Origin of the sequence: Streptomyces sp. NPDC127197, assembly GCF_042672405.1 — a bacterium.
In the GTDB taxonomy this organism is placed as follows: Bacteria; Actinomycetota; Actinomycetes; order Streptomycetales; family Streptomycetaceae; genus Streptomyces; species Streptomyces flavusporus.
On sequence record NZ_JBHXVG010000013.1, the window covers coordinates 188,533 to 204,542 of the forward strand.

A 16,010-nucleotide genomic window follows, 5' to 3' on the forward strand; every position below is an offset into this window, starting at 1 on the left:
CTTGTTCGGTAACGGGTTCATCGCAGCCCTACCCAGCGAACGCGAAGCCAGACACCCCACAACCGACAATGCCCTTCTCGTCACATTCGTGCGTTCCGGTGGCGAGCTGAGCCTGCTCAGCCCGCCACGGATTTTTTCAGCGCCAACTATTCACTCAGTACATGTACTCAGTACATAATGATCTCCATGAGCACCCGCCACATCCTGCTCGGACTGCTCGCCAGGGGTCCCAGCCACGGCTACGACCTGAAACGACGGCACGACGAGCGCTTCCCGCAGGCCCGTCCACTGGCCTACGGGCAGGTGTACACGACCCTGCAGCGTCTGGTCCGCGACGGTCTCGCGGAGATCGACAGCACCGACTCGGACGGCGGCCCCGAGCGCACCATGTACCGCTCGACAGCCGACGGAGAGCGCGAACTGGCCCACTGGGCTGGGGAGGTCACCCCGCCCGCGCCGTTCGTGACGAACGAGATCTTCGCCAAGGTCGTCGTCTCGATCCTGTCCGGCGGCGACCCGGCGGCCTATCTGCACGCCCAGCGCACCGCCCACATGGAGCGCATGCGGCAGCTCACGGCGGTCAAGACCGGCCCGGGCGCCGACCTCGCGACCGTTCTCTCGGCGGACTACGCCCTCAACCACCTCGACGCCGACCTCCGTTGGATGACCACCACGGCGGCCCGGCTCACCACCCTGACCGCGGAGGTCGACTCAGCATGAGCAACCCAGTGCCGCTGCTCGCGGCCCGTGACCTCACCAAGGCACACGGCAGGACCGAGGCCCTGCGCGGTATCTCGGTCGAACTGCAGGCCGGCGAGATACTCGCCGTCACCGGCGCCAGCGGCAGCGGGAAGTCGACGCTGCTGCACTGCCTCGCCGGGATCGTCCGGCCCGACGGTGGCTCGGTGTCCTACGGCGAGGAGCGCATCGACCGACTTCCGGAGCGGCGGCTCAGCGAGCTCAGGCGCACCGAGTTCGGTGTGGTGTTCCAGTTCGGGCAGCTGATCCCCGAGCTGACGGCCCTGGACAACGTGGCGCTGCCGCTGATGCTGGGCGGCGCCGGCCGCAGACAGGCTCAGGAGCGGGCGGGCGAGTGGCTGGAGCGGTTCGGGGTGCGCGGGCAGGGCGCGCTGCGGCCGGGCGAGATGAGCGGCGGGCAGGCGCAGCGGGCCTCGCTGGCCCGCGCACTGGTCACCGGGCCGAAGGTCGTCTTCGCGGACGAGCCGACGGGCGCGCTGGACTCGCTGGCGAGCGAGCAGGTGATGACGGCCCTGGTGCACACGGCCCGCGAGTCCGGCACGTCGGTGCTGCTGATCACGCACGATGCGCAGGTGGCTGCGTACGCGGACCGCGAGGTGACGCTGAGCGACGGGACCGTGGCTCGCGCGGAGGTGGCCGCATGAGGGCCGAGATCCGGCTGGCCGGGCTGCTGACCCGTGGCTCCGACCGGCGCGAGTGGTGGCGGATCACGCTGACGGCGTTCGGCGCGCTGCTTGCGACCGGGTTCGCGCTGGCGGCGGTGACGCTGGCCGCGCTGCGCGGCCACCATCGGGTGCCGTTCGCGAACGGGCTGCTGGACAACCAGGGCGAGCGTGGGGGTGTGGTCGTCGCGCTGCTGCTTCTGCTGATCCCGGTGTTCGGGTTCCTCGGCCAGTGCGCCCGGATCGGCGCGGTCCACCGGGACCGGCGGCTGGCCGGGCTGCGGCTGGCCGGCGCCTCGCCGTGGCAGGTGCGGCGGATCGCGGCCACCGAGGCGGGGTTGGCCTGCCTGGTGGGCTCGGCGGTCGGGACGGTGTTCTCGGTGCTGCTTCTGCTGGTGGCGTGGGAGGTGCCGAGCGGCTACGCGTGGGCCGGGATCGCGGTGGTGGCGGTGGCCGTGCCGGTGATCGGTGCCCTGGTGAGCGTGCTGGCGCTGCGCCAGGTGGTGGCCTCGCCGCTGGGCCGGGTGCGCCGGGTGCGACCGCAGTCCCGTCCGGGGTTGATGTTCCTGCTGGCGGTACTGCTGTTCGCGGGAGTGGCGCTCGGGTCGTACGCCGCCGTGTCCGACTCGGGCAACCGGTCCACCCCCTCCGGGCCCCTGCTGGTCTTCGCCCTGCTGATCGTGACGGGGACGGCCGCACTGTGGCTGGTCGGCGCCACCGCCCGGCTGACCGGACGGCTGCTCGTGTCGCGCACCGACCGCCCGGCGGTGCTGATCGCGGCGGAACGGCTGCGCGACGACCCGTGGGCGGCCGCCCGTACGCATGCGGCGGTGCTGCTGGTGACGATGGTGGGGACGGCCTTCGTGGGGATCCGGCAGGTGCTGCTGGAGGTGCTGCACTCGGACAAGCGGCTGTCCGAGGACGCCTCCTTCTACACCACCGGCCTCGACCTGACGGCCGCCGCCATCGCCGTGGCCCTCGCGATCACGCTCTCCTCGCTCGCCGTCGGCACGGCCGAGTCCCTGGCCACCCGCCGCCGGGGCCTGGCCGCGCAGGCCGCCGCCGGGGTGCCGCAGGCGGTGCTCGGCCGGGCGCTGCTGCTGGAGACCGCGCTGCCGCTGGCACCGGCGGTGCTCCTCGCGGGCACCGGAGGCATGGCGATCGGCACCGGGTACGCCCGCTTCGCCGACGGGGGCGGCTGGTCGACGCCGTGGGCCGCGCTGCTGGTGCCGGCGGGCGTGTACGCCGCCTGCCTGTTGGCGGCGGTCACCTCCCTGCCGCTGCTACGGCGGTCGGTGCAGCCGGGGGAGCTTCGGTACGCGTAGGACAGGCCACGCCTACGGGACCGGGGTGCACAGGGGGCTCCCCGGTCCCGTAGGCAGGCCCGCTGCCGGGACATGCAAAAGCCCGGATCGTCAGGCAGAGATGCCGTCGATCCGGGCCAAGGCGTCGTCCGCGCCGTACGGCTGCAAGTACGGCAGCCAGCGCGGATCCCTATGGCCGGTCCCGATGATGCGCCAGGCCAGGCCGGTGGGCGGGGCGGGTTTGTGCCGCAGTCGCCAGCCGATCTCGCCGAGATGGCGGTCGGCCTTCACGTGGTTGCAGCGACGGCAGGACGCAACCACGTTGTCCCAGACGTGCTTGCCCCCGCGCGAGCGCGGGATGACGTGGTCGACGCTGGTTGCGACGCCACCGCAGTACATGCACCGGCCCCCGTCGCGCGCGAACAGCGCTCGACGGGTCAACGGAACGGGTCCCCGATAGGGGACCCGGACGAATCGCTTGAGCCGGACCACGCTGGGTGCGGGGACTGTGACGGTTGCGCTGTGCATAAAGGCGCCGGACTCCTCGAGGCATACGGCCTTGTTCTCGAGGACGAGGACGAGCGCGCGGCGGAGCGGTACGACGCCGAGCGGCTCGTACGACGCGTTGAGGACCAGGACGTGCGGCACGGATGCCTCCTTGTACGCCGGCGGCGCGTGGCTCGCGCCGGGACGATCTGCAGTCAGTCTCCCCTCATGCCTGGTGAAAGCGCCACCATGTCCCGGTAACGGGCTGAGAGTGTTTTCGACCACATCCGATTCCTCCCCCGGATCACCACCACTTCATTCCCCCCTTGGTGTCACTGCTCGTCCCACCTGGTGTTCGTCTGATCTGTTCATCCCCACGGGGACGCCGCCTCTCCCTCGAACACCGCAACAATCCCCACACGATGCCCCGATAGTGTGGTGAATCCGCCTGCCCGGTGACCTTTCCGTGACCTTGAACACCTTGACGACCTTGTGACCGCCGTACCGGGGGCGGACCGCTGCACCTGGAGGTACCTGCCGTGTCGCCCTTCTCGGTCCTACTGGCCGCCGGTTCGTCGCCGTCGCCGTCCCCGTCGGAGACGGCCCCGTCGGTCCCCTCCCTCCAGGACGCCCAGGAGAGCGCCACGAACGCCGCCGGCTGGGTGGAGGAGAACTGGTCGACCTGGCTCGCGATCGGCCTCAGGGTGCTGCTGATCGTGGTGATCGCGACGGTGCTGCGGGTGGCGGTGCGGCGGGCGATCACCAAGCTGATAGACCGCATGAACCGCACCGCGCAGGCGGTGGACGGCACGGCGATCGGCGGTCTGCTGGTGAACGTCGAGCGCCGCCGCCAGCGCTCCCAGGCGATCGGCTCGGTGCTGCGCTCGGTGGCGAGCTTCCTGATCCTCGGCACCGCGGGCCTGATGATCCTGTCCACCTTCGAGATCAACCTGGCGCCGCTGCTGGCGTCCGCGGGTGTCGCGGGCGTGGCGATCGGTTTCGGCGCGCGCAACCTCGTCACGGACTTCCTGTCCGGCGTGTTCATGATCCTGGAGGACCAGTACGGCGTCGGCGACTCCATCGACGTGGGCGTCGCCTCGGGCGAGGTCATCGAGGTCGGCCTGCGCGTGACCAAGCTGCGCGGCGACAACGGGGAGATCTGGTACGTCCGCAACGGCGAGGTCAAGCGCGTCGGCAACCTCTCCCAGGGCTGGGCCACGGCCGGCGTCGACGTCACGGTCCGCCCCTCGGAGGACCTCGACCACGTCAAGGCCGTGCTCACCGAGGTCGGCGAGGCGATGAGCAAGGAGGACCCCTGGAACGAGATGCTGTGGGGCCCGGTCGAGATCCTGGGTCTGGACAGCGTCCTGCTCGACTCGATGGTCGTCCGTGTCTCCGCCAGGACCATGCCTGGCAAGTCCCTCACCGTCGAACGCGAGCTGCGCTGGCGCATCAAGCGCCGCTTCGACCGCGAGGGCATCCGCATCGTCGGCGGTCTGCCGCTGCAGCAGGAGGCGGAGGCGGACAGCGACCCGACGGCGGGCATGGCCGCTCCGTCGGCCTACGCCAACACGACGTCCCCGCAGGCCCAGGCGGCCACGCCGCTGACGCCGCCGAGCGTGACGAAGTAACGGAACGGTTCAGCACACTCGTTCGAGTGAACGGTCGGGCATCCGGCGCCGGGTGGGCGTCGGGTGCCCGATCGTTCTGTCGGGGCACCCGACGCGGGCTTAGCCTGGCATCAGCGTGACGAGGAGAACCAGCGATGATCGCCGAACCCATCACGGAGCCGGTCATGACGCAGCAGGACCCCATCGACCTGTTGATCGCGTTCGAAGAGGCGGCACCCCTGCCGATTCGAGCCGAGTACATCGAGGAGACGGGCATCGTGCCGCCTCAGCCGGACGAAGAGCACAGCGACGGCGTCGCGCAGCTGTTTCTCCAGTTCAACAACGCCGGCTTCCACCTGGCAGGCTTCGGCATGGGATTCCGGGCCGCCCACCTGGACGGACGGACGCGGGCTCTGGTGGTACCCGACTTCTATGTCCGCCGCCGCAAGGCGACCGAACTCGACGAGGCCTACTGCAAGACTCACAAGGGCTGGTACCCCATCGACATGCTTGCCGTGGTCGGCGAGGTGACCTCCACCAACCACGAAACGGACAGCGGCCCCAAACTGCGCCTCTACGCGAGCGCGGGAATCCCCGTCTACGTCCTGATCCATCGCCGGGAGAAGAAGGCCTACTGCTACTCCGACCCGTTGACCACGAACGCCGACCCCGCCCAGGCTCGCTACAGGGTCCAGACGAAGACCGTTCTGGGGCACCCGCTGCCCCTTCCTGCCCCCTACCCGGCGCTGGACACCACACCCTTCGTCGACAACTGACCGGCGCCTCCCTCCCGCCCTCGCAGGCAACGACTCTGTTGCCGCGGGGGCGTTCGCTCTTGACGCCCCGTTCCGAGTGAAGGGTTCACACCGTATGAAACTCACCGTCATAGGCGGCGGCTCCACCTACACCCCCGAACTCGTCGACGGCTTCGCCCGGCTCAGGGACACCCTGCCCGTCGAGGAACTGGTCCTCGTCGACCCGGCGACGGACCGCCTGGACCTGGTGGGCGGCCTGGCCCGCCGCATCTTCGCCCGCCAGGGGCACGACGGGCAGGTTGTCACCACCTCCGACCTGGACGCCGGAGTCGAAGGCGCCGACGCGGTCCTGCTCCAGCTCCGCGTCGGCGGCCAGGCGGCCCGCGAGCAGGACGAGACCTGGCCTCTTCAGTGCGGCTGCGTCGGCCAGGAGACGACCGGCGCGGGCGGCCTGGCCAAGGCCCTGCGCACGGTTCCGGTCGTTCTCGACATCGCCGAACGGGTGCGTCGTACCAACCCCGAGGCCTGGATCATCGACTTCACCAACCCCGTCGGCATCGTCACCCGTGCCCTGCTCCAGGCCGGTCACAAGGCGGTGGGGCTGTGCAATGTGGCGATCGGCCTCCAGCGGAAGTTCGCCGCACTGCTGGGCGTCGCCCCGGCCGACGTCCACCTCGACCACGTGGGCCTCAACCACCTCACCTGGGAAACGGGCGTACGCGTGGACGGCGAGAACGTCCTGCCCGAGCTGCTCCGCGAGCACGGCGACGCGATCGCCGCGGACCTCCGGCTGCCGCGCGCCCTGCTGGACCGCCTGGGCGTGGTCCCCTCGTACTACCTGCGCTACTACTACGCGCACGATGAGGTCGTACGGGAGCTGCGCACCAAGCCGTCGCGTGCCGCCGAAGTGGCCGCGATGGAACGGGAGTTGCTGACGATGTACGGCGATCCCACGCTCGAGGAGAAGCCGGCGCTGCTGGCCAGGCGGGGCGGCGCCCACTACTCCGAGGCGGCGGTGGACCTGGCGGCGGCGCTGCTGAGCGGCGCGGGAAGCCCGTACCAGGTGGTGAACACCCTCAACCGGGGCACCCTGCCCTTCCTGCCGGACGACGCGGTGATCGAGGTGCAGGCGGCGGTGGGGGCCGAGGGCGGGCCGGCTCCGCTGCCCGTCGCCACCGTGGACCCCCTGTACGCGGGCCTGATGGCCGGCGTGACGACGTACGAGGACCTGGCGCTGGAGGCGGCCCTGCGCGGCGGCCGCGACCGGGTCTTCCGGGCGCTGCTCGCGCATCCCCTCATCGGCCAGTACGAGTACGCCGACACCCTCACCGACCAGCTGATCGCACACAACCGGGAGCACCTCGCGTGGGCCTGACCGCAGCCGTCCTCGCCGTGGACGCGGGCAACAGCAAGACGGACGTCGCGGTCGTGGCGGCCGACGGAACCGTGCTCGCCGAGGCCCGCGGCGGCGGTTTCCGGCCGCCGGCCGTGGGTGTCGAGGCGGCGACGGACGTCCTCGCCGAGGCGGTGGAACGTGCCTGGGCCATGGCCGGAGTCACCTCCGTCACGCACGTCTCCGCCTGTCTCGCCAATGCCGACTTCCCCGTCGAGGAGGAGCGGCTGACGGCCGCGCTGCACACGCGCGCGTGGGGTACGACCGTCGAGGTGCGCAACGACACGTTCGCGATCCTGCGGGCCGGTGTCACCGAGCCGCGCGGGGTGGCCGTCGTGTGCGGCGCGGGCATCAACTGCGTGGGCATGCGCCCCGACGGCCGCACCGCCCGTTTCCCGGCTGTCGGGCGTATTTCCGGTGACTGGGGCGGGGGTTGGGGACTTGCCGAGGAGGCGCTCTTCCACGCGGCCCGCGCGGAGGACGAGCGCGGCGGCCCCACCGAGCTGGCCCGGACCCTGCCCGCGCACTTCGGGCTGGACTCCATGTACGCACTGATCGAGGCACTGCACCTGGAGCGACTGGAGCCCGCGCGGCGCCACGAACTGACGCCGGTTCTGTTCGCCACGGCTGCCGACGGCGACCCGGTCGCCCGTGCGATCGTCGACCGGCTCGCCGACGAGGTCGTGACCATGGCGACGGTGGCGCTGACCCGGCTGGACCTGCTGACCGAGGAAACCCCGGTGCTGCTCGGCGGCAGCGTCCTCGCCGCCCGGCACGCCCGACTCGACGACCGCATCCGGGACTTGCTGGGTGCCCGGGCGCCGAAGGCCGTCCCCCGCACGGTGACGGCGAGCCCGGTGCTGGGGGCGGCCCTGCTGGGGCTGGACCGGATCGGCGCGGGAGCGCAGGTGCAGGCGCGGCTGCGGGCGCACTTCGAGGGCTGACCGCCGGATCGGTGGAACCGAACCGATTCCACCGGCGTATTCATGGGCAGGGGGTGGTGCGGGGCGCTCCGCGGTGCGCCGAAATGCGTTTCACCGCACTGCGATCCGATCAAGATCGGGGCAAGGCCGGTGCGGATGTCGGTCCCGGCAGCGATACTGGCGGCGACGGATGACCATGGGGGAGGTCAAGAGTGACACAACCGCCGAAAAGCAGCACGGCACCACCGGGGCCGGACCCGGCGTCGGGCTCCGGCCTGCCCACGATGCCGGGCATCCCGCCGCAGCCCACCTCCCCGGGGTCCCCCGCATCCCCGGCACCCGCCGGGGAGCCGCCCCGCCGCACCGCGTTCGCCGAGGGCGTGGACCGGGTGCGCGCCGCCGCGACCACCGAGCCGGGCCGGCTGCGCATCATCGGCGCCGTCCTGGCCCTGCTGGTCGTCTCCTTCGGCGCGGTGACGGCCTGGCAGGCCACCGCCCGGGCGTCCGCCGCCGACGACGTCCTGCACAAGAGCCAGCCCCTCAGCTCGGCCGCGGCCGACATCTACCGCTCCCTCGCCGACGCCAACACCGCCGCGTCCAGCGGCTTCCTGGCGGGCGGTCAGGAGACGAAGACCTCCCGCGACCGCTACGAGAGGGGCATCCGCACGGCGGCGGCCAAGCTCGTCACGGCCGCCAACAACTCCGACCCCGGCTCCCCGTCCGCCGCGACGATCGCCGAACTCAACCGGCTCCTGCCGCAGTACAAGGGCCTCATCGAACGCGCCCGCGCCAACAACCGCCAGGGCTACCCGCTCGGCGGCGCCTACCTGCGCTACGCGAACGACACGATGCAGAACGAGATGCTCCCGGCGGCCGAGGACCTCTACAAGTCGGAGAACCAGCGGCTGCGCGGCGACTACGCGGACGCCACGCCCTACCCGTGGGCGGCCATCGCCCTCGGCGTCGTCGCCCTGGCGGCCCTCGCCTGGGCGCAGCACCGCAACTACCGGCGCACGAACCGGGTCCTGAACCACGGCCTGGTCGCCGCCGGCGCCGCCACCACCGTGGTCCTGCTCTGGCTCGTCGTCGGCCACAGCGTCGCCCGCGCCGGCCTCAACGACTCCTACGACCACGGCGTCCGCTCGCTGAACGTCCTGCACGACGCCCGCATCGCCTCCCTCAAGGCGCGTGGCAACGAGAACCTCACCCTGGTCAGCCGGGGTGCGGAGACGGTCGAGGTCAAGCCGGGCGAGTTCCAGGACAAGTTCGACGTCGCCTACAAGGAGTCGATGCAGGACCTGGCCGACGGCCTCACCGCGGCGCAGTCCCTCGCCGACGACGGGGCCGGCGAGCAGCCTGTGCGGTCCGCCGTCGGCAACATGGACGAATGGCAGGACCGCCACCAGCAGGCCCGTGCCGCCGACGACGCGGGCGACTACCAGGCGGCGCTGAACAAGGTCATCGGCGCGAAGAGCGACAAACCCACGGGCGAGTGCTTCGACAACGTCGACAAGAACCTCGACACCGCCCTGAAGCACGAACAGCGTGAGTTCCAGCAGGCCGCGGGCGACGGCCTGGACGCGATGACCGGCCTGTCGGCCGGCGCGGCCGTCCTTGCGGTGCTGGGCGCGGCCGGCGCGGTGCTCGGCATCGGCCGCAGGCTTTCGGAGTACCGGTGAAAGGGGGCGTGACGATGCATGCACGACGTTTGCGGGCCAGCCTGAAGGGCTGGGGCGGCGTGGGCGCGATGGCCGTCGTCTGCGCCCTCGCCGTGGCCTTCGCGCTGCTGCTGCCGCACACCCGGCCGGCCGGCGACGGCAGCACGGGCGTCGGTGGCCAGGGCGTGGCCGACGGGTCGCACGCGAAGGCCGAGGAGTGCAAGAACCCCGAGGACCAGAGCCTGTCCCCGTCGACGGCCGAGGGCGCGTCGACCGCGACGATCAAGAAACGCGGCTATGTCTCGGTGGGCGTCGACCAGAACAGTTACCGCTGGGGCTACCGCAACCCGAACAGCACGGCGAAGGACGTCGAGCTGGAGGGCTTCGACATCGACCTCGCCCGCCGGATCGCCGAGGACCTGCTGGGCGATGCGGACAAGATCCGGTTCAAGGCCATCCCCACCAACCAGCGCATCCCCGCGATCCAGAGCGGTCAGGTCGACATGGTGGTGCGCACGATGACCATCAACTGCGACCGGCTGGAACAAGTGGCCTTCTCCGCCCCGTACTTCCTGACCGGCCAGCAGGTCCTCGCGCCCACCTCCTCGACGATCGAGGGCTACGACGAGACCCTCGCCGACAAGAAGATCTGCTCGGCGAAGGGCTCCACGGCGTACGACAAACTGGACGCGGACAGGAAGGCCGGCCGGCTGCCCGCCTCCACCGACATCTCCATCACCGTTCCCAACCAGCTCGACTGCCTGGTCCGGCTCCAGCTCGGCCAGGTCGACGCGGTGGTGACGGACGGCGCGCTCGCCGCGAGCCAGGCCGCGCAGGATCCCACGGTGGAACTGAAGGGCGACCGCTTCACCACGGAGTACTACGGCGTGGCGATGAAGAAGGACGCCGACGATCTGGTACGCCGGGTCAACCGAATACTGGAGGACTACCGCGAGGACGGCGGCTGGAAGCGGTCGTACGGCACATGGCTGTCGGCCACGCTGGGCAGTGACTCGGAGTCGGCGACTCCGCCCCGGCCCACATACGCATGACCGGCCGTCGGCAGACGGCCGGATGAAGGACGGCCGACGACACACACCGGCACGGAACACACCAGCAACGAGAGGTGATCGATGGGCGTCGCGGGAGCCTCCGGTCCGGTAATGGACCGGGACGAGGTGGACCGTGCGCTGGCGCGGCTCGGCGCGGAACACGAGGCGATCGAGACCTCGCTCCTCGCCCTGCAGGACCACGCGGGCCGCCGACTCCTCGAGGGCGCCGAGCTCACCGGCACGACCAAGGAGCGCTGGGCGGCCGCGGAGGCGTCGATCACGCTGCTGTGGGCGTACTTCGACGCGTACACGAGCGCGTTGCGCTCCGCCCGCGAGATCCGCGCCCGCCGCCGCTGGTCCAGCCGCGAGGACCTGCTGGAGCTGACCGAGCTGCTGCGCGGCGACTCCGTCACGGTCGCCGGCAGCGCCGCGGCGACGGCGAACGCGCCCACACTGCACGGCACGGGCAAGCTCAGCCAGCAGTTCTCGCTGGCCGGGCTGGTGGACCGGATGAACGAGCTGTACGCGATGTCGCTGGACATGGTCGTCGCCGCCGACTCGGTGTGGTCCGCGCTGCCTGCACGGATCGATTTACTGGCCGCCGAGCTCCAGCGCACCCGCAGGCTCGCGCACTCCGTCGGCGTGCGCCCCGGTGAGCACCCGGCGGGCGACGACCTGGAGCGCATCACGCGCACGCTGACGAAGCTGCGCGAAGAAGTGGTCTCCGACCCGCTGGCGTTCTGGCTGCCCGCCGAGGGCAGTTCGGCACCGGGCGGCGGCCGACCGGACACCACGGTGTACGACCGTGAGGCGCGCGCCCTGGAGGAGGTGCGCCGGGAGATCGACGCCGTACTGACGGTCCGCCAGGATGCCGAGCAGCGGCTGATCAGGCTGCGGGACGTGCTGTCCCGGGCCGACCGCACGCTCGCCGAGGCACGCACCGCGCGCGGCGAGGTCCTCGCGAAGATCGCCGCCACGGAGGTGCCGGTCGTCAGCGGACCGCCGACCGCACTCCAGGAGCAGCTGGCGGCGGCCGCCGAGTACCGCAGACAGGCCCAGTGGCACCGGCTGTCCCCGCTCCTGGAGTCCCTGGAGCAGAAGGCCGAGGACGAACTGCTGCGCGCCCGCGAGTCGTTGACCGCCGTCACCGCGCCCCTGGCGGTCCGCGCGGAGCTGCGCGGCCGTCTGGACGCGTACAAGGCGAAGGTCGCCCGGCACGGACTGGCCGAGGACCCGCTGCTCATCGAGCGGTACGACGCGGCGCGCCGCATGCTGTGGAGCGCACCCTGCGACCTGCGGGTCGCCGAACAGGCCGTGCAGCGCTACCAGCAGACGGCGGCCGATCTGCTCGGCACCGCCCCGCGGGTGCCGGGGCAGGCGGGACCGCAGGACCGCAGGGGGCCGGGCGCGGTGAGCGACAAGGGGGATGCAGCGAGATGAGTCAGGCACAGCAGTCCTGCCAGCGGCCCGGCTGCGAGGGGTCGTACGAGGACGTCGGCGGCGGCGAACTCTACTGCGACACCTGCGGCCTGGCGCCGGTGGTGTCCGCCAGCGGCATGGTCGGTTCGCCGCCCACCGGGATCACGGGCGGCGGCCGGGGCTCGCGCGGTTCGGCGGGCAGCGGCAGCTCACGCTCCAGTGCGCGCAGTTCGCGTACGTCGTCGCAGTCGTCGAAGTCCCGCCGCTCGGTGTCGGGGCGGCTGTCGCGCTCGCTGTCGGGCCGTTCGACGGGCCGCTCGGTGTCGGTGCGCAGCTCCGGCTCCACCACCGGTTCCTCCGGCCGTGGCCGCCTGGGTGCCGGACTGGTGCAGGTGCCGCAGGTCCCACGCCCCGACCCGCGCGCGATGGTCCTGGAGAACCCGGAAGTGCCGGAGCGCAAGCGGTTCTGCTCGCGCTCGGACTGCGGGGCGCCGGTGGGCCGCGCCCGCGGGGACCGTCCCGGGCGCACCGAGGGCTTCTGCACCAAGTGCGGCCACCCGTACTCGTTCGTCCCGAAGCTGAAGGCCGGCGACGTCGTGCACGGCCAGTACGAGGTCGTGGGCTGCCTCGCGCACGGCGGCCTGGGCTGGATCTACCTCGCCGTCGACCGTGCGGTGTCGGACCGTTGGGTCGTGCTGAAGGGCCTGCTCGACACCGGCGACCAGGACGCCATGGCCGCCGCGATCTCCGAGCGGCGCTTCCTCGCCGAGATCGAGCACGCCAACATCGTGCGGATCTACAACTTCGTCGAGCACCTCGACCAGCGCACCGGCTCCCTCGACGGCTACATCGTCATGGAGTACGTCGGCGGCAAGTCCCTCAAGGAGATCGCGAACGCCCGCCGCACCCCGGAGGGCCGACGCGACCCGCTGCCGGTGGAGCAGGCCTGCGCGTACGGCATCGAGGCGCTGGAGGCCCTCGACCACCTGCACAGCCGCAACCTGCTGTACTGCGACTTCAAGGTCGACAACGCCATCCAGACCGAGGACCAGCTCAAGCTCATCGACATGGGCGCGGTGCGCCGCATGGACGACGACGAGTCGGCGATCTACGGCACGGTCGGCTACCAGGCGCCGGAAGTCGCGGAGGCCGGCCCTTCGGTGGCGTCCGACCTGTACACGGTGGCCCGCACCCTGGCCGTCCTCACCTTCGACTTCCAGGGCTACACCAACGTCTACGTCGACTCCCTGCCCGACCCCGACAACATCGAGGTCTTCCGCCAGTACGAGTCCTTCTACCGGCTCCTGGTCCGCGCCACCGACCCCGACCCGGCCCGCCGGTTCGCCTCCGCGCAGGAGATGTCGGAGCAGCTGACGGGAGTGCTGCGCGAGGTCGTGTCGCTGCAGACGGGCCGGGCCCGGCCCTCGCTGTCGACGCTGTTCGGGCCGGAACTGCGGGTGACGGACACGGAGTTGTTCCCGCCGCTGGAGGGTGAGGTGTCGCGGCTCGGGGCGCGGGTCGTACGGGCGCGGAAGCAGCAGCCTCAGCTCACCGGCGCCGCCCCGAGCACCACGGCCGGCCTCGTCAAACCCGTCGGTACCGCTGCCGCCGCCCTCGCGCTGCCCGTCCCCCGCGTCGACCCGGGCGACCCCAACGCCGGTTTCCTCGCGGGCCTGATGGCGACCGCGCCGGCCGAGCTGCTCAGTGCGCTGGCCGCGGCGCCGGCCCCGTCGATCGAGACGCGGCTGCGGCAGATCCGGGCGTGGCTGGAGAACGACGACTCCGCCGCCGCGCCGGCCGCCCTGCGCACCCTGGAGGCGGAGCGGCCCGACGACTGGCGGGTGGTCTGGTACCGGGGCGTGACCGCACTGGTCACCGGCGACCACGAAGGCGCCGCCCTCGCCTTCGACGCGATCTACGACGCCTTCCCCGGTGAGACGGCACCCAAGCTCGCGCTCGGCCTGTGCGCGGAGGTGCTCGGCCAGCTCGACAACGCCGCCGAGTACTACCGCCTGGTGTGGTCGACCGACCCGAGCTATGTGAGCGCCGCCTTCGGCCTGGCCCGCGTCCAGCTCGCGACCGGCGACCGGCGCAGCGCCGTGACGACGCTGGAGTCGGTACCGGAGTCCTCCATCCACTACACGGCGGCCCGGGTGGCGGCCGTCCGCGCCCGGCTCCGGCAACGCACGGCGGTGGGCTCCGACGTACCCTTCCTGGAGGATCTGAGCGCCGCCGCCGGGCAGGTGGAGGCGCTGGATGCGTACGGCCTGGATCCGACGCGGCGCGAGCAGTTGGCCACGGAGGTGCTCGGCTGTGCCCTGGACTGGATACTCTCCGGTGGCCAGGGATCCGTCCCTCCCCCGCACCCGGCCCCGGCCGGACGGGGGGACCCCCATGCCGCCGGGGGACGGACGCTGCTCGGCAGCGGCCTGGACGAACGAGGCCTGCGCTTCGGCCTGGAGCGTTCGTACCGCACGCTGGCCCGGCTGGCGCGGGGCGGCGAGGAGAGGATCGACCTGGTGGAACGTGCCAACCGTTACCGCCCCCGGACATGGGTGTAGTTGATGTCGCAGATGCCCCAGCAGGCCGCCTTGTCGAGGTGTCCGAGCTGCGAGGAGCCGCTCGAGTCGGGTGACCGTTTCTGCGGTGCGTGCGGATACGACCTGTCCGCCGTACCGCCGCGGCCGGACGACGGCCCGACGCTCACCCTGAACGGCTCGGGAAGCCCGGGCGCCGCGCCGCCGGCCGGCTGGCCCGTCGCCGCCGTTCCGGGCAGCTCCGACACGCCCCCCGCGGTGCATCTGCCGACGGACGTGCCGGGCACGGACTCGGGCGGTTCCCCCCTGCCCACCGCACCGCAGTCGCCGCCCCAGGTCGCCGCCGGCGTGCGGTTCGACCGTCCCGGGGAACCCGAGGAGTACCCCCTCCAGGCCCCGGACCCGCGCGTCGCCGCCGATGTCGCGGCGCCCGCCGACCCGGCCAAGCTGTGCGTGGCGTGCCGTGCGGGCCGCGTCGACGACGACGGCTACTGCGAGAACTGCGGGCACGCCCAGCCGCGCGAACGCGATCACATGGAGCAGGAGTACGGCCCGATCGCGGCCGTCAGCGACCGCGGTCTGCGCCACCACCGCAACGAGGACGCGTTCGGCATCGGCCGCACCGCGCTGCCCGACGGCTCGGGCGCCCTGGTGGCGATCGTCTGCGACGGCGTGTCGTCGGCGACCCGTCCCGACGACGCCTCGCTCGCCGCCTCCCGCGCCGCGAGCGAGTCGCTGCTGGCCGCCCTGCCGCTCGGCACGCACCCGCAGCAGGCCATGCACGACGCGATCGTCGCCGCCGCCCACGCGGTCAACGCACTCGCGCAGGAACCCGCGACGGCCCGCGAGCACGCCCCGCACCAGAACGCCCCGGCCTGCACGCTGGTCGGCGCGGTGGTCACCGCGGGCCTGCTGGTGGTCGGCTGGGTCGGTGACAGCCGCGCCTACTGGGTGCCGGTGGACCGCACCTCACCCCCGGCCCGGCTCACCGAGGACGACTCCTGGGCCGCGCAGATGGTCGCCGCGGGCCTGATGAACGAGGCGGAGGCGTACGCCGACGAGCGCGCCCACGCGATCACGGGCTGGCTGGGTGCGGACGCGTACGAACTGGAGCCACACACCGCTTCCTTCAAGCCGGACCGGCCGGGTGTAGTGGTGGTGTGCACGGACGGCCTGTGGAACTACGCGGAGGCGGCCGAGGAGATGGCCGACGTCCTCCCGGCCGACGCCGCCGTCCGTCCGCTGCACGGAGCCCGGGTTCTGGTCGGTCACGCACTGGACGGTGGGGGCCACGACAACGTAACAGTGGCCCTTGTGCCGTTCCCGGCCCCGCCGCAGGGGGCAGGATCGGCCTGAGGCCGCGTACGGGGACGCCTCGACGGACCGGAGGGGACCGGTCCGTATTCCGTCATCGCCCCGCATCCTGCGGGGCGTTCAAGGGGGAGCCGATAG

Annotated in this window: 13 protein-coding genes; 12 read left to right on the plus strand and 1 reads right to left on the minus strand. The window is 72.1% G+C overall.

Going from position 1 to position 16,010, the window contains the following annotated elements:
- Positions 1-186 precede the first annotated feature (186 nt).
- From ACFVJQ_RS22045 to ACFVJQ_RS22055, 3 genes are read left to right on the plus strand one after another with little or no spacing between them, the layout of a single operon-like run.
- A complete protein-coding gene (locus ACFVJQ_RS22045) occupies positions 187-720 on the plus strand; it encodes a PadR family transcriptional regulator (RefSeq protein WP_385786036.1) in 534 nt (177 codons plus the stop codon).
- Entirely contained in the window at positions 717-1,403 is a 687-nt protein-coding gene (locus ACFVJQ_RS22050; RefSeq protein WP_385510337.1) for an ABC transporter ATP-binding protein, read from the plus strand. Before ACFVJQ_RS22045 ends, ACFVJQ_RS22050 begins: the two co-directional genes overlap by 4 nt.
- On the plus strand, positions 1,400-2,746 hold the full coding sequence (locus ACFVJQ_RS22055; protein ID WP_385510336.1) for an FtsX-like permease family protein: 1,347 nt from the start codon (positions 1,400-1,402) through the stop codon (positions 2,744-2,746). The genes ACFVJQ_RS22050 and ACFVJQ_RS22055 overlap by 4 nt, the downstream gene beginning before the upstream one ends.
- 90 nt (positions 2,747-2,836) lie before the next feature.
- On the opposite strand, the gene ACFVJQ_RS22060 is transcribed toward ACFVJQ_RS22055, so the two are convergent.
- A complete protein-coding gene (locus tag ACFVJQ_RS22060; protein WP_224738406.1) occupies positions 2,837-3,373 on the minus strand; it encodes an HNH endonuclease in 537 nt (178 codons plus the stop codon).
- Between the two features lie 377 nt (positions 3,374-3,750).
- Between ACFVJQ_RS22060 and ACFVJQ_RS22065 the strand changes: the two genes are divergently transcribed.
- The 9 genes from ACFVJQ_RS22065 (at position 3,751) to ACFVJQ_RS22105 (ending at position 15,914) form a co-directional block, all read left to right on the plus strand.
- Positions 3,751-4,842: a mechanosensitive ion channel family protein gene (locus tag ACFVJQ_RS22065; protein WP_385510335.1), complete on the plus strand. Its 1,092-nt coding sequence runs from the start codon at positions 3,751-3,753 to the stop codon at positions 4,840-4,842.
- Positions 4,843-4,976: 134 nt separating this feature from the next.
- On the plus strand, positions 4,977-5,597 hold the full coding sequence (locus ACFVJQ_RS22070; RefSeq protein WP_385510334.1) for a Uma2 family endonuclease: 621 nt from the start codon (positions 4,977-4,979) through the stop codon (positions 5,595-5,597).
- 94 nt (positions 5,598-5,691) lie between these two features.
- Positions 5,692-6,951, plus strand: coding sequence for a 6-phospho-beta-glucosidase (locus ACFVJQ_RS22075; protein ID WP_385510333.1), 1,260 nt, complete (start codon positions 5,692-5,694; stop codon positions 6,949-6,951).
- Positions 6,942-7,913: an N-acetylglucosamine kinase gene (locus ACFVJQ_RS22080; protein WP_385786043.1), complete on the plus strand. Its 972-nt coding sequence runs from the start codon at positions 6,942-6,944 to the stop codon at positions 7,911-7,913. The genes ACFVJQ_RS22075 and ACFVJQ_RS22080 overlap by 10 nt, the downstream gene beginning before the upstream one ends.
- 191 nt (positions 7,914-8,104) lie before the next feature.
- Positions 8,105-9,571, plus strand: a complete 1,467-nt coding sequence (locus ACFVJQ_RS22085; RefSeq protein WP_385510330.1) for a hypothetical protein — start codon at positions 8,105-8,107, stop codon at positions 9,569-9,571.
- 14 nt (positions 9,572-9,585) lie between these two features.
- Positions 9,586-10,602: a glutamate ABC transporter substrate-binding protein gene (locus ACFVJQ_RS22090; RefSeq protein ID WP_385786046.1), complete on the plus strand. Its 1,017-nt coding sequence runs from the start codon at positions 9,586-9,588 to the stop codon at positions 10,600-10,602.
- Positions 10,603-10,683: 81 nt separating this feature from the next.
- Positions 10,684-12,042: a hypothetical protein gene (locus ACFVJQ_RS22095; protein WP_385786049.1), complete on the plus strand. Its 1,359-nt coding sequence runs from the start codon at positions 10,684-10,686 to the stop codon at positions 12,040-12,042.
- Positions 12,039-14,582 carry a tetratricopeptide repeat protein gene (locus ACFVJQ_RS22100; protein ID WP_385510327.1) on the plus strand — a complete coding sequence of 848 codons (2,544 nt, stop codon included), beginning with the start codon at positions 12,039-12,041 and terminating at the stop codon, positions 14,580-14,582. Before ACFVJQ_RS22095 ends, ACFVJQ_RS22100 begins: the two co-directional genes overlap by 4 nt.
- Positions 14,583-15,914 (plus strand): PP2C family serine/threonine-protein phosphatase, encoded by a 1,332-nt coding sequence (locus tag ACFVJQ_RS22105; RefSeq protein WP_385786053.1) that lies wholly within the window; start codon positions 14,583-14,585, stop codon positions 15,912-15,914. It abuts the gene before it with no gap.
- The last annotated feature ends 96 nt before the right edge of the window (positions 15,915-16,010 follow it).

Excerpts from the sequence above, each read along its gene's own strand:
- ACFVJQ_RS22045 (WP_385786036.1), top strand. The coding sequence starts at position 187 with ATGAGCACCCGCCACATCCTGCTCGGACTGCTCGCCAGGGGTCCCAGC.
- ACFVJQ_RS22095 (WP_385786049.1), top strand. The coding sequence starts at position 10,684 with ATGGGCGTCGCGGGAGCCTCCGGTCCGGTAATGGACCGGGACGAGGTG.
- ACFVJQ_RS22090 (WP_385786046.1), top strand. The coding sequence starts at position 9,586 with ATGCATGCACGACGTTTGCGGGCCAGCCTGAAGGGCTGGGGCGGCGTG.
- ACFVJQ_RS22050 (WP_385510337.1), top strand. The coding sequence starts at position 717 with ATGAGCAACCCAGTGCCGCTGCTCGCGGCCCGTGACCTCACCAAGGCA.
- ACFVJQ_RS22055 (WP_385510336.1), top strand. The coding sequence starts at position 1,400 with ATGAGGGCCGAGATCCGGCTGGCCGGGCTGCTGACCCGTGGCTCCGAC.
- ACFVJQ_RS22075 (WP_385510333.1), top strand. The coding sequence starts at position 5,692 with ATGAAACTCACCGTCATAGGCGGCGGCTCCACCTACACCCCCGAACTC.
- ACFVJQ_RS22070 (WP_385510334.1), top strand. The coding sequence starts at position 4,977 with ATGATCGCCGAACCCATCACGGAGCCGGTCATGACGCAGCAGGACCCC.
- ACFVJQ_RS22100 (WP_385510327.1), top strand. The coding sequence starts at position 12,039 with ATGAGTCAGGCACAGCAGTCCTGCCAGCGGCCCGGCTGCGAGGGGTCG.